This window comes from Streptomyces sp. NPDC045955 (assembly GCF_056430805.1).
In genome coordinates, this window is the sequence record NZ_JBWKKY010000002.1 from 1 (window position 1) to 12331 (window position 12331).

Below are 12331 nucleotides of genomic sequence, written 5' to 3' on the forward strand. Positions count from 1 at the left end.
CACCCTCGAACGAGGAATCCGGCGCGATGACGCACTCACCCACGCCTACAGGGACTGGCTCCAGGCCGCTTGACAGGCAATAGGAGCATCAACGGCGTCCGACGGCAACGGCGCCCACCGACCATGGCGCTCGCGTGAGTCAGCGCCCGGAGTCGGCTCCCACGGCAGCGGGTTCGCTCTCCCCGCCCACACTCACATCACCGCGTACGACAAGACGCCCGGCCACCTGCGCGGTACGGCGCCGCCCGGCCAGCCGGCACCCGAGGCACTCGTCATGCCCGGCCCGCGCCCCCGAGTCCCGCACCCGCCACCCCCACTCCTCCCGGGGCCGGATCCCCGGCCCCTTCCCCCAGCCGGCCAGATGCAGCGCCCAGGTGACCAACAGGCCGACCACACCGATCGCGAGCCCACCGGCGATCAGCACACCGGAGACGAAACACACCCCCGCCCCGGCTACGACCGCCCCGACACTCCCGATCGCGGTTCCGACCCATCCCGCGACGGTATGCCCGTGGTCATACTGATGTGCGCTCATGCGCAGCCCCCTTACACATCAAAGGCCCTGGGAACCCGCCCCCGAACCCCTCACCAACTAAGCCTTTTACGCCCCAAACATCTCACGAACTAAGGGATCTGGGAATGCAAGCCAAGCCGCGTCCGGCCGCCACGCCGGAGCAGGCGCTGTCGGCGATGGACCACCTCATCGCGACCCACCTGGTCGGGCAGCACCAGATCGCCCAACAGGTAGGCCTGAGTGTGACCGACCTCACCTGCTTCGCCTACGTCATCGAGGCCGGGGAGAACCTGCCCACGGCCGGTGACCTGGCAGCCCGCGTCCACGTCACGACGGGCGCGGTCACCGGCATCCTCAACCGGCTGGAACGCGCCGGCTACATCACCCGCCGCCCCGACCCGACCGACCGCCGCCGCATCCGCGTAGCCGCCCAGCCCGACGCCGTCGCCCGCGTCCGAGAGGTCTACGAGCCGTACTACGCCCGCCTCACGCAACTCTTCGCCGACTACTCACCTGACGAAATCGCAGTCCTGAACGACTGGTTCACCCGCGCGAGCGCGTTGGCGGCGGACTACCTGGAGGATCACTGCCGCACTGACTGAACACCGTCCCGGCAACACCTGCGGACGATGCCATGCTCAATGGCTGCGAACTTCGCGCCCGGCGACGGTCCTACCAGCGGTATCTCCGTCACCCTGACCGCCGGAACGCTGAGGGCGAGCCGTGGGCGGGTCGGCAGGCATGGTCACTGCCGAACCATCCACGCGTGAGCGTGGAGAAGGTCTGACGAGGCGACCCGCCGACTGGAGGACTGGCCCTGCCTCCACCGCGTTGGGCGTCAACGCGCAGAGCTCGCAGGGCCTCATCAGCTCAGCACGACGGACGCTACTAACAGGCTGAAGCCGGGAAGAGGCCTTCGCGGACGACAGGCATCGGCCCCTGAAAGCCCCGTGGGACAACTTGATCGCCCCGAAGCCCCGCCCGTGTCCCGCGCTGCCTACACGTCCCCTTCGGCACCGGCCCGTTGAGACTGCTCAGCAACGAACGAGCCGAGACCGGGCTCCGTGTACGTCAGCCCTTCCTCGCGCAATGCGCGGAGCACCTTGTGCGCTGTCGCGTTGGCGACCCCGAACTCCGAGGTCAGCTGCACGACGGAAGGAACGCGGGTACGCGGAGGGTAGGTGCCGTCCGCGATCCGGCGCCGAACCACATCGGCCACCTGCCGCCAGCGAGGAATGTCAGGAACGAACTCGATCACCCCACTAGCATGCGCATGCTTGGACATCCGTGCGATACACGGTATCCCTATAACCCCTAGCATGCCTAGCACTCCTAGACTACGGTTGCCCATGTGAAGGCCCCGGCGACGGTTGGAGCCGCCCCGGGGCGCGGCCACCAGCTGATCGGAGCTGATGACATGACCGACCTTATCCACCGACTCGCCACCCGGGCGGCCGTCCTCTTCAGGGGACCTGGTCCGAAACCGGGCCTCCGACCGCCGACACCCGCCGTGCCCGTAGGCCTCCCCCAGCACCTCGCTCCACCCCTCCCGCCGCACCGCAGCCCGTACATCTGCGACGACACTCCTCTGGACGTCACAGCGACGAGGTCCGTACGCCCGTACCTGATCACTCACGAGCGACGTCAGCGGCGGCGCGAACTGGCCATGGCCACGCTGGGCCAGGACATGCCGGGCCCGTACTGGATCCACGGATTGGAAGTGGCCTGATGCCGGACGAGCCCCGCCTGCTTCCCTGGTCCGGGCCCGAGGGCAAGCACTGTTACCTGATCACCGACCACCACGGCGGACCGATCTCCCGACTCGCCGACGCCACGGAGTCGACCCAACTCCACATGGGCCACCAACTCGTCGACCACGCCCTGGCCCTGCTCCCCGACACCCAGCCCGGCGATCTCCGCTACCTCGCCGAGCGCCTGACCGAGGCACTGCAGGATGTCCTCCGCATCGCAGAGAGCCGCGGCCGGCGCCTGACCCATCCGAGCAAGCCCTAGCCTCGGCGGCGCAGCCCTTGCATACGCACGCGAACCCAGAGGCCCCGGATCCCTCCGGGGCCTTTGTTCTGTGCACACTCGGCAAGCCCGAACCGGCAAGCGATCTGTTGTTTTAAGCGCCAGGAGCCCGGTATTGGATCTGCTCGGCTGCGCGCAGGGCCTCGATCGTCTCGTCGATGGTGAGGAGTACCGTCGTCTCGAACGAGCTCAGCGCGCCGCCTCCACTGATCGCCAGCGCCACCGCGGCCATCGAGACGTTGTCCGGGGCCTCCCACAGGTTGTAGCCGTCGTGCGTGCCGAAGGCGTACCAGAAGCCGTGGAGCCTTCCGCCGACGGACTCGATGTACGACTGCGCGGCCCGGGCCCGGTCCTCCGGGTGGCCGATCAGCCGCGCCCAGGTCTCCGGGGTGTAGCTGAACCTCGACAGGTAGAGCGGCATCGTGTCTCCCTTTCGTTCCCTCAAGAGATGCCCCTGCGGGTGGGAAAGGCGTCGGCGGAGACCTGTGCGTCCCCCGAACGGCCGGGGTCGATGAGCGTTCGTCGAGCCGGAGAAACGCCAGAAGCCCCGGATCTCTCCGGGGCTTCTGGCCTGTGTGCACTCGGCAGGATTCGAACCTGCAACCTTCTGATCCGTAGTCAGATGCTCTATCCGTTAAGCTACGAGTGCTTGTTCTGTTTTTTCGCCGCTCCCGGGCCTTACGGCTCGCTCGCGGCGACAGGAAGAACATTACATGACTGCCGCCGCCATGTGAAATCCGTTTGCCATACCCCTTGTGACCTGCGTAAATGGCCTCAGACGGGGCTTCGTGATCGGGTGGTGGAAGGGAGCCTTCGTGGGCGGTCCGGTGGTGCTTGAGGTGGCGCAGTGGCAGGGGTCGGGGGCGCCTACGGCCCGTCGGTTGCCCGGTGGGGCCGGCTGGCTCGCCGGGCTGATACCCGCAGGTACACGGCGGACGGTCACGATCGACGACAGCGTCGGCGAGCCGCGGGGCGGCGTGCGGAGCGCCGATGTGCTGGAGCGCCATCTGCTGGCGGTGCGCGCGGCCTTGGCCGAGGTTCCGCCCGGCGAGCCGACCGTGACCGTCGGCGGCGACTGCGCGGTCGACCTCGCGCCGGTCGAGGCCGCGCTCTCCGCATTCGGGGACCGGCTGACGGTGGTGTGGTTCGACGCGCACGGGGATCTCAACACCCCGGAGTCGTCGCCTTCCGGAGCCTTCCACGGCATGGTGCTGCGCGCACTCATCGGCGACGGGCCGGAGGGCCTGCGGCCCGCGCGGAGCCTGTCGGCCGACCGCGTCGTGCTGACGGGCGCGCGGTCGCTGGACCCGGGCGAGCAGGCCCTTGTCGAGAGCCGCGGCATACGGCACCTCGGCGTCGAGCAGCTGACGGAACCCGGGCCGCTCCTGGCCGCCGTGCGCGCCACCGGCGCCGAGGCGGTGTACCTGCACATCGACCTCGACGTCCTGGAGCCGGCCGTGTTCCCGGCCGTCGGTACGCCCGAGCCGGGCGGGCTGGGCGTGGAGGAGCTGGTCGGGGCGGTGCGGGCTCTGACGGAGGAGTTCACTCTCGCCGGCCTCGCGCTCACCGAGTACGAGCGGACGGAAGCCGTCGGCCAGGAGGAGGCGGTGCTGCGGCGGATCGTGGACGGGCTGTTCGGGGCCGACCGGTGAGGAGAACGGCCTGAGCGCGACTGAAGACGGCTTGAACGCGACGCAGGGAGTCCAGCCGCGTGGGGCCGAACTCCCTGGTCAGGGTGCGGAGGCGGAGGGATTTGAACCCTCGATGGGCTTTAAGGCCCAAACCGCATTAGCAGTGCGGCGCCATAGACCGGACTAGGCGACGCCTCCAGTGCACATCCTCCCGCGCGAGCGCGAGTCGGTGCGTGCCGATGATGACACAGTCGAGCGTGCTGTCACCAATCGACCCCCACGGTACTAGGCGGGAAGGTCGCAGGGCAAAGGCCTTGTGAGGGTGCGGGGCGGGTGGGTGTGCGGTGGAGTCGTGCGGCGCCGCCGACCGGCGCGCAACGTACTGGGCCGCGCCGCGTTAGTCAGGTCATGTCGATGTCTCATGCCATTCGCCGGGGTGCCCCCGAATACGCGTCCCGGACCTCGCCGGTCTCCGTCGCCTCCTCCGTCACCTCTCAGACCTCCGGTGCCTCCCCTTCCACCGCCCGTCCCCGTCTGCGGCGGCTCGTCGTCGGGGCCGCCGCCTCCGTCGCCGCCTTCGGGGCGCTGGCGGCGGTGTCCCCGGCCGCGTACGCCCAGGCCGGGCCGTCCCCGGTCCGGCTCGCGGGGGGCCAGGGCCCGGACCGGGACCATCTCACCGTCGCTGTGCGGAACGCGGGCGGTGAGGTCGACGGGACGTACGAGCTGTACTGCGCACCCCACGGCGGCAGTCATCCCGACCCGCGTGGGGCCTGCGCCGCCCTGGAGCGGGACACCCGGTGGGGGGAGGACGTCTTCGCACCCGCCCCGGAAGACGGCTTCTGCACCATGCAGTACGGCGGGCCGGCCACCGCGCACGTCACCGGCACCTGGGCCGGACGGCCCGTGGACGCCACGTACGACCGCCGTGACGGCTGCGGGATCGCCCGCTGGGACCGGCTCGTGCCGCTGCTGCCGGACATGACGTCCAACCCCTGAGGGAAGCCCGTGACGGTTCCGCCCCGTGTCGCCGCGCTCGCCCCGATCCGGCCACCTCACGGCCCCATTCGGCCACCCGGGCAAAAAGGTACAGAAACACTGCCCTCGTAAAGGTCCCGCGAAGGTCCCGCGACGTCGTCGCAGGAGGGCGGGCGTTTGGCGGTTACTCGGTCGTCAGTTCGGGGTCACTTCCTCGTGCGACCTCGCTCTCATCCGGCGTCGCGAGCGCAACCGCAGCCCTTAGACTCCCTCGCGTGACACGCCGCGGGACGGTTGGCAAGATGGCCCGAGCGGTCGGCAAGGTGCGGTAACAGGGAGGAAGCGTCTCGTGAGCAGCAGGCCATCCCGAGGCGCTGCTCGCCTCGCAGCCATACTGGACGCTCTCCCCGACGCGTTGGTGCTGGTCAATGCCAACGGGACGGTCGTCAACGCGAACACCATCGCCCTGGAGGCCTTCGAGACGCCGGGGACCGCTCTGGTGGGGCGCGGGCTGCTCGACCTGCTGCCGCAGTTCGACTCCAAGCTCATCCCGGGGTCGATGCGGCGGCCGGAGCACCTCGATCCGCATGCCCGGACCAAGCCGACCCGGATGATCGCGCGCAGGACGGACGGGACCGAGTTCCCCGTCGAGGTCACCAGTGCGAATCTCGAGAACGGGCAGCAGGCCTACGACGGTTACGGCTACACCAGCGACGAGCTGCTCATGCTCGTCGTGCGCGACCTGTCCGGGACCGTGGACACCGAGGCCGAGCTGGCGCGCTCGCAGCGGCAGACCGAGATGATCCTGCGGGCCGCGTCCGAGGGCGTCGTCGGGACCGACACCGACGGGCGGATCGTGCTCGTCAATCCGGCCGCCGCTCAGATACTGGGTTACCGGGCCAGTGATCTCGGCGGGCGTGAGCTGCACACGCTCGTGCTGCACTCGCGTGCCGACGGGTCGCCTTTCCCGTACGAGGAGTCGGCGCTCGCCGACACCCTGCGCTCCGGGCGCAAGCACCGGGTGCGCGGGCAGGTGCTGTACGCCAAGGACGGCGGCAAGGTGCCGGTCGATCTGACGACCGCGCCCGTGCGCGACGGCGAGCAGCTCGTCGGCGCCGTGATGACCTTCGCCGACCGGCGGCCGTACGACGCCGTCGTCGAGGAGAAGGAGGCGGCTCAGAAGCGCCATGAGGAAGAGCTGGAGCGGATCGCCGAGGAGCACGCCTCCGAGCTGACCGCGCTGCGCCAGCAGCACGTCACCGAGCTGGAGGAGCTGCGCGAGCGGCACGCCGAGGAGCTGGGGGCGAACGAGGAGCGGTACGCCGCCCTCGGGGAGCGGGAGAAGGACCGGTACGAGGCGCTCGCCGCGCGGCACGAGCAGTTGCTGACGCTGCTCGGGCGGTCGCTGCGCGGGCCGCTGGAGGAGCTGCGGCGGGAGCTGGCCGCGCTGGCGGCGGACGACGCCGGTCAGCTGTGGCCCGAGGCCAACCAGGTGCTGCACCACCTGTCCGCCGGTTATTCGCGCATCACGACGCTCATCGACAACGTCCTCGGCTACCAGCGGCTCGACGCGGGCGGCGAGGGCATCTCCCGTACGAAGGTGATGCTGGACGCCGTCGTGGCCGCCGGTGTCGACGGGGCCGTCGAGCTCATCGGGCCCGGGCGGGTGCAGTTCGCCGTGCACGCGCCGCCCATCGAGGCCGAGGTCGATCCCCGGCTGCTCGCCACCGCCCTCGCCCATCTGGTCGCGGACGTGGCGGGGGTCGACGCGACCGGCAACACGCCCGTGTCGGCGGGCGGTTACCTGGACAACACCGTCGTGGTGGCGGCGGCGCAGCGCGGCGAGGTCGTACGCATCGAGGTGCGCGGGCCGTACGCCGGCGGCGACACCGTGCACGAGCCCATCGTCCGCGGGATCGTCCGGGCTCACGGCGGCGTGCTCCAGACGCATGAAGTGCCGGGGATGAGCGGTAACGCGTACGTCCTCGAAGTGCCGATCGGGGGCGGGGCCGGGGCCGTCGCCGAGGATGCGGACGCCGCCCAGGCGGTCGACGCCGCTGCCGACGACGGGCAGACGTCCGGTGGACAGACATCCGGTGGGCACACGTATGGCGGGGGGCGGCGCCGGGCGCGGCGGGCCACCACCGATGCCTTCCTGGACGGTGATGTTCCGGCTGAGGGTGAGCCCACCGGGCGGCGGCGGAGGCGAGCCGCCGGGGAACCGGCTGCCCTTCCCGCGCAGGCTTCCGGTGAGGGTGCGCCCGCGTCGGGCGGTACCGGGCGGCGGCGGCGTGCGGCCGAGGACGCCGGTGCGGCTCCGGCCCTGCCCGTCGGGGGTGCCGTCCAGGGTGTCGCCGAAGGGGCCGTCGTCACGGCCGCCGAGCATGCGGCGGGGACCGCCGCCTCGGGTACCGGGCTGGGTGGGACCGTTCCGCCGCAGGGCGTGCCCGCGCCCTCCGGGCGGCGGGCCCGGCGTGAGCCCGGTGAGCAGCAGGCGCTGCCGCCCGCGCTGCCCGCGCCGTCCGGCGAGGCCGCCGCCGGTTCCGCTGATGCGGCCCAGGGGCAGGGTCAGACTTCGCAGCCGAGCGGGCGCCGGCGGCGGGCGCTGGCTGCCGCTGCCGAGCGGGCGGCTGCGCAGGAGGCCGCGGCGGGGCCGCGTCCCGTGTTCGCCCTGCCGCCGGCCGAGGCGGATCAGGCCCCGGCCCCGTCCGACCCGGCCGGCCCCTCTGATCAGGGGCAGGTCGCGCCAGGTGGTGTGCCCGGTCAGGGACAGGTGCCCGGTCACGGGCAGGTGCCGGACCAGGCGGCGCACGGGGGCGTGGCGGTTCACGGTTCGGCCGCCGCCGGTGCGGGGGTGGCCGACGAGGGGCGGCACGACGCCGTCCCGCACGACCAGTCCGCCGATCACACTCCGCCCCAGCCGCATCCCACGAGTGCGCCGACCGGGCGTCGGCGGCGGGCCGTGGCGGCTCAGCCGGCCGACGGGGCCGGAGCGCAGGCGCCGGGTACGGCGGCGGGTGCGGTGGCTGGTTCGCCGGTGCAGGGCGCCGGACAGCAGGCTCCTGTGCCGGCGGGTTCCGTGCCCGCGGGGGCCGTGCAGGGGGGTGACGCGCAGGGAGTTCCCGCGCAGCAGGACGTCACCGGTCAGGTTCAGGTGAGCCAGGCCGGGGTGGCCGCGGGGCAGGTCGCTCCCGGTACGGCCGTGCCGCCGCAGGGCGTGGCGGTTCCGGCGCAGGGCAACGCCGCTCACGCACAGCCCGACGCCGTGCATGCGCAGGGCAACGTCCCACCGGGGAACATCCCCCAACCGCAGGGCGTCGCCGTACCCCCGCAGGGCGTGTCCGTCCCCGCCCCGGGCGGTCTCGGGCACAGCGTGCAGGCCGCGGCCCTCCCGGGGCAGGTGCTTCAGCCCGTGTCCCCGAACCAGCCCCTCGGCGCACAGCCCCTGCCGCAGCAGGGCGTCGCCGTACCGGAGCAGCAGCCCTCCGCCGGTCAGCCGCTGCCCGCCGAGGCCGCGCCCGGACAGGGCACCCCGGCTCAGGGCACCCCGGCTCAGGGCACCGCCGTCCCCGGAGCCCCCGCCCCGGCCCCTGCCCAAGGCGCTCCTGCCCCCCGGCCACAGCCCTGGCCCGCCGCCGACGACAGCTCGGGAGCCGGTGTCCCCGTACCGCCGAACGGCGCGGCACAGCCGGCACAGCCGACACAGTCCGTAGCCCCCAACGGCACCGCTCACCCCGTACACCCGAACGGCACCCCCGTAGCCCAGGCCCCGGCCGCGGCTCCGGCCCCTCAGCCCCACACCCCGGCCCCCGGCACCCCGTTGCCCCCGGAGGGCGCGGCGCAGGCGCATCGCACGGCTCAGCCGTTGCCCGCGGAGGCGGCCGCGCCCGCCGACCCGAATACAACGCAGGGGCGGGCGATCAGCGTGCGGACGCTGGGCCAGGGCGTGCCGTTCAACCGGCAGGCGGCTCAGGTGCAGCAGCCCTCGGGCGTTCCCGCCGCACGTCCGGCCTCCGCCCCGCAGGGGCCGGGCGCGCCTCAGTCGACGGCGACGCCGCCCCCGCACCAGTCGGGCGGATCGGGCCGGCGCCGCAAGCTCGGCACGCCGCCCGACCCGGCCACGCGGACGGAAGGGGGCGGGCGGCCCGAACAGGCCTCCCGCCAGGAACCGGCGCCCCGTCCGGAGCACGCCGCGCGCCCGCATCCGGCGGGTGAGCCGACTCCCGCACAAGGCACCGCGCAGGGCACCGCCCCGGCCCCCGCGCCCGTCCCGGCGCAGCCGTCCCTCGCCGGTCAGTCACGGCTCGCGCAGATGACGGAGGGCGGCGGACGGTCGTACGCCATAGGCGCGCCGGACGAGAACGCCGCCGAGGGGCCGGAGCCGCTGGACGGGCCCGGCGGTGCCGTCGAGGTGGCCGATCCGCCGCGGCCGCAGCCGATGGACGACGAGCTGCCGCCGGAGCCGCTGGACAACCCGCGGCGGCTGCTGGTGTGGCCGGCGCCGGACGTCAGCACCTCGCAGGCGCTGAGCGACCGCGGCTACCGGCCCGTGATCGTGAACTCGCGCGAGGAGGTCGACGCGCAGATCGCTGCCTTCCCGGCGGCGCTGTTCGTGGACCCGCTGACCGGGCCGATCACGCGTACGGCGTTGCAGTCGTTGCGGCAGGCCGCGGTCGCCGCCGAGGTGCCCGTCCTGGTGACGGCCGGACTCGGGCAGGCCTCGCGGGACGCGGCGTACGGTGCCGATCCCGCCGTCCTGCTGAAGGCGCTGGCGCCGCGCGACAGTGAGCAGCACCCGCCGCGCGTGTTGCTGATCGAGGAGCACGCGGAGATCGCGCTCGCGCTGACGGCGACGCTGGAGCGGCGCGGGATGCAGGTCGCGCGGGCGGCGAGTGACGCCGACGCGGTGACGCTGGCGGGGCAGTTCCGGCCGAACCTGGTCGTGATGGACCTGATGCAGGTGCACCGGCGGCAGGCCGGGATCGTGGACTGGCTGCGCGCGAACGGGCAGCTCAACCGCACCCCGCTCGTCGTCTACACGGCCGCCGTCGACCAGGCCGACCTGCCGCGGCTGGCCTCCGGCGAAACGGTGCTGTTCCTCGCGGAGCGGTCCACCAGCGGTGAGGTGCAGACCCGGATCGTCGAGCTGCTCTCCCGGATCGGGACCAACTAAGCCCTATCGGGGACAACTAAGCCCTATCGGGGCCAACGAGGTCCCGCCGGGGAGCAACCAGGCCCTATCGGGCCGTGAGGCGGCGCGCCGCCTCCTTGACCGAGCTGCGCAGGCGGTCCTGGTCGGGCTCCTGGCCCCCGACCAGGATGCGCCGCATCTGCGGCACGACCACGGTCCAGTTGGCCAGGGCCGTCAGCAGGAACAGCAGGTCGGCCGCCGGGATGGCATCGGTGACGACTCCGCGGTCCTGGCCGTCCTGGAGGGCGGCGACCTTGCGGGCGTAGTGCTCCTGGCGGTCGGACTCGTGGGGCAGTTCGTCGGTGCCGTACTCCAGGCCCTCCCAGAAGAGCAGGCGCAGGAGCTCCGGGTGGGCGGCGTGATAGTCCATCAGGCGGTCGACCCAGCCCTCGATGTCGTCCGGGTCGACGGGGACGGCCTCGGCGAGGTGGAGCATCTTCTTCTCGAGGACGATCGCGAACAGCTCCGCCTTGTTGCCGAAGTAGGCGTAGATCAACTGCTTGTTGGCCTTCGCCTCGGCGGCGATGCGGTCGATGCGGGCGCCGGCGATGCCGTGCCGGGCGAACTCGGCGACCGCCGCCTCGAAGATCCGGGCCTTGGTGGCCTCGGGGTCCCTTGCTCCCATGGGGGAGAGGGTAGCGCGCCGGGTAACCAACCGTTTGGTTGACAGGAATCGAAGAGCGGCCGACACTGTTTCCCCATCAGCCAACCAACCAGTTAGTTGTTAGAGCCGACTCCAAGGAGTCCTCCTCCATGCCGTCAGCGACCACCGCCACGACCACGTCCCGCCCGGCCGGCACCGCCCCCGCACGCGAGGCGCGTACACCCGGCCCCGGTGTCTTCCTCACCCTGATCGCCGTGTGCAGCGCGGTCACCGCCGCCAACATCTACCTGGCCGCCCCCCTGCTCTCGCTCATGGCCCGCGACTTCGGCTCGGCGCCCTCGGCCGTCGCCTGGATCGCCTCGGTCGCGCAGCTCGGCTACGCGGTCGGCCTGCTCTTCTTCGCCCCGCTCGGCGACAGCGCGAACCGGCGCCGGCTGGTCGGCGGGCTCACGCTCGTCACGACCGCCGCGCTGGCCGCCAGTGCGGCCGCTCCGGGGGTCACCGCCCTCGCGGTCGCCATGTTCGTCGCCTCGGCCGCGACCGTGATCCCGCAGCTGCTCGTCCCGCTGGTCGCCGAACGAGCCCCGGCCGAGCGGCGTGGCCGCCATGTCGCGGCCGTCATCGCGGGCCTGTTCGCCGGCATCGTCGCCGCCCGGGTGCTGGGCGGACTGGCCGGGCAGGCCTTCGGGTGGCGGTGGGTGTTCGCGGGCGCGGCCGTGCTCACCCTCGTCCTGGGGCTCGCGACCGCCCTCGTCCTGCCGTCGCAGCGGCGTCGGAAGGGCCCGCTGTTCGCCGGACTCGCCGCGCTGCCCGCGGTGCTGCGCCACTCGCCCGACCTGTGGCGCGCCTGCCTGCGGCAGGCCGGGATGTTCGGGGCGTGGAGCGCGCTGTGGACCTCGCTCGCCCTGCTGCTGACGGGGCCGGAGTACGGACTGTCCACCGCGACGGCCGGGCTCTTCGGGCTGTTCGGGCTCACGGCGAGTGCGGTGGCGCCGCTGGCCGGCGGGCTCGTGGACCGGTTCGGCGCGGGGCGTGTCGTGCGGTCCGCTTACCTGCTCGCCGCCGTGTCCGTGCCGCTGTTCTGGCTGGGCGGGCACACGCTGGGCGCACTGTTCGCCGCCGCGGTGCTGATCCACGCGGCGCTGGTGGCGTCCCACGTCGCCAACCAGACCCTCGCCCTGACCGCCACCTCCACCCCGGCCATCGCCAACACCGCCTATGTCGTCGCCGGTTTCGCGGGCGGCGCCGGCGCCTCGGCCCTCGCCGGGTTCGCCTTCAGCCACTTCGGCTGGGGCGGGGTGTGCGGGGTGGCGGGCCTGTGGCTGGTGCTGGGGTGGGGGCTGACCGCCGTACGACATGACGGCGGCCAGGAACGGGGCTGACCG

At 72.8% G+C, this 12331-nt stretch carries 11 protein-coding genes and 2 tRNA genes; 7 read left to right on the plus strand and 6 right to left on the minus strand.

Annotated features, from left to right (window positions below):
• Window positions 1–139 precede the first annotated feature (139 nt).
• Complete coding sequence (locus AC07F0_RS03280; RefSeq protein WP_478973605.1) at window positions 140–535, minus strand: HGxxPAAW family protein; 396 nt, start codon at window positions 533–535, stop codon at window positions 140–142.
• Between the two features lie 104 nt (window positions 536–639).
• On the opposite strand from AC07F0_RS03280, the gene AC07F0_RS03285 reads away from it, so the two are divergent.
• Window positions 640–1116, plus strand: a complete 477-nt coding sequence (locus AC07F0_RS03285) for a MarR family winged helix-turn-helix transcriptional regulator (RefSeq protein WP_478973608.1) — start codon at window positions 640–642, stop codon at window positions 1114–1116.
• A 395-nt stretch (window positions 1117–1511) separates the two neighbouring features.
• On the opposite strand, the gene AC07F0_RS03290 is transcribed toward AC07F0_RS03285, so the two are convergent.
• Window positions 1512–1772 (minus strand): GntR family transcriptional regulator, encoded by a 261-nt coding sequence (locus AC07F0_RS03290; protein WP_478973611.1) that lies wholly within the window; start codon window positions 1770–1772, stop codon window positions 1512–1514.
• Window positions 1773–2024: 252 nt separating this feature from the next.
• Here AC07F0_RS03290 and AC07F0_RS03295 point away from each other — a divergent pair, with 252 nt between their 5' ends.
• Window positions 2025–2243, plus strand: coding sequence for a hypothetical protein (locus tag AC07F0_RS03295; protein WP_478973614.1), 219 nt, complete (start codon window positions 2025–2027; stop codon window positions 2241–2243).
• Window positions 2243–2527 carry a hypothetical protein gene (locus tag AC07F0_RS03300; protein WP_478973617.1) on the plus strand — a complete coding sequence of 95 codons (285 nt, stop codon included), beginning with the start codon at window positions 2243–2245 and terminating at the stop codon, window positions 2525–2527. Before AC07F0_RS03295 ends, AC07F0_RS03300 begins: the two co-directional genes overlap by 1 nt.
• Window positions 2528–2639: 112 nt before the next feature.
• Here the strand turns inward: AC07F0_RS03300 and AC07F0_RS03305 are convergent, their stop codons facing one another.
• Together AC07F0_RS03305 and AC07F0_RS03310 are read right to left on the minus strand one after the other, a co-directional pair.
• Window positions 2640–2966 (minus strand): GYD domain-containing protein, encoded by a 327-nt coding sequence (locus AC07F0_RS03305; protein ID WP_478973620.1) that lies wholly within the window; start codon window positions 2964–2966, stop codon window positions 2640–2642.
• Between the two features lie 155 nt (window positions 2967–3121).
• A tRNA-Arg gene (locus AC07F0_RS03310) sits at window positions 3122–3194 on the minus strand.
• 166 nt (window positions 3195–3360) lie between these two features.
• Between AC07F0_RS03310 and AC07F0_RS03315 the strand changes: the two genes are divergently transcribed.
• Window positions 3361–4197 carry an arginase family protein gene (locus AC07F0_RS03315; protein WP_478973623.1) on the plus strand — a complete coding sequence of 279 codons (837 nt, stop codon included), beginning with the start codon at window positions 3361–3363 and terminating at the stop codon, window positions 4195–4197.
• Between the two features lie 86 nt (window positions 4198–4283).
• On the opposite strand, the gene AC07F0_RS03320 is transcribed toward AC07F0_RS03315, so the two are convergent.
• Window positions 4284–4374: transfer RNA gene (locus tag AC07F0_RS03320), tRNA-Ser, on the minus strand.
• A 210-nt stretch (window positions 4375–4584) separates the two neighbouring features.
• Between AC07F0_RS03320 and AC07F0_RS03325 the strand changes: the two genes are divergently transcribed.
• Entirely contained in the window at window positions 4585–5172 is a 588-nt protein-coding gene (locus AC07F0_RS03325) for an SSI family serine proteinase inhibitor (RefSeq protein ID WP_478973626.1), read from the plus strand.
• A 328-nt stretch (window positions 5173–5500) separates the two neighbouring features.
• Entirely contained in the window at window positions 5501–10324 is a 4824-nt protein-coding gene (locus AC07F0_RS03330) for a PAS domain-containing protein (RefSeq protein ID WP_478973629.1), read from the plus strand.
• Between the two features lie 64 nt (window positions 10325–10388).
• On the opposite strand, the gene AC07F0_RS03335 is transcribed toward AC07F0_RS03330, so the two are convergent.
• Complete coding sequence (locus tag AC07F0_RS03335; RefSeq protein WP_436731623.1) at window positions 10389–10967, minus strand: TetR/AcrR family transcriptional regulator; 579 nt, start codon at window positions 10965–10967, stop codon at window positions 10389–10391.
• A gap of 128 nt (window positions 10968–11095) precedes the next feature.
• Here AC07F0_RS03335 and AC07F0_RS03340 point away from each other — a divergent pair, with 128 nt between their 5' ends.
• Entirely contained in the window at window positions 11096–12328 is a 1233-nt protein-coding gene (locus AC07F0_RS03340) for an MFS transporter (RefSeq protein WP_478973631.1), read from the plus strand.
• The last annotated feature ends 3 nt before the right edge of the window (window positions 12329–12331 follow it).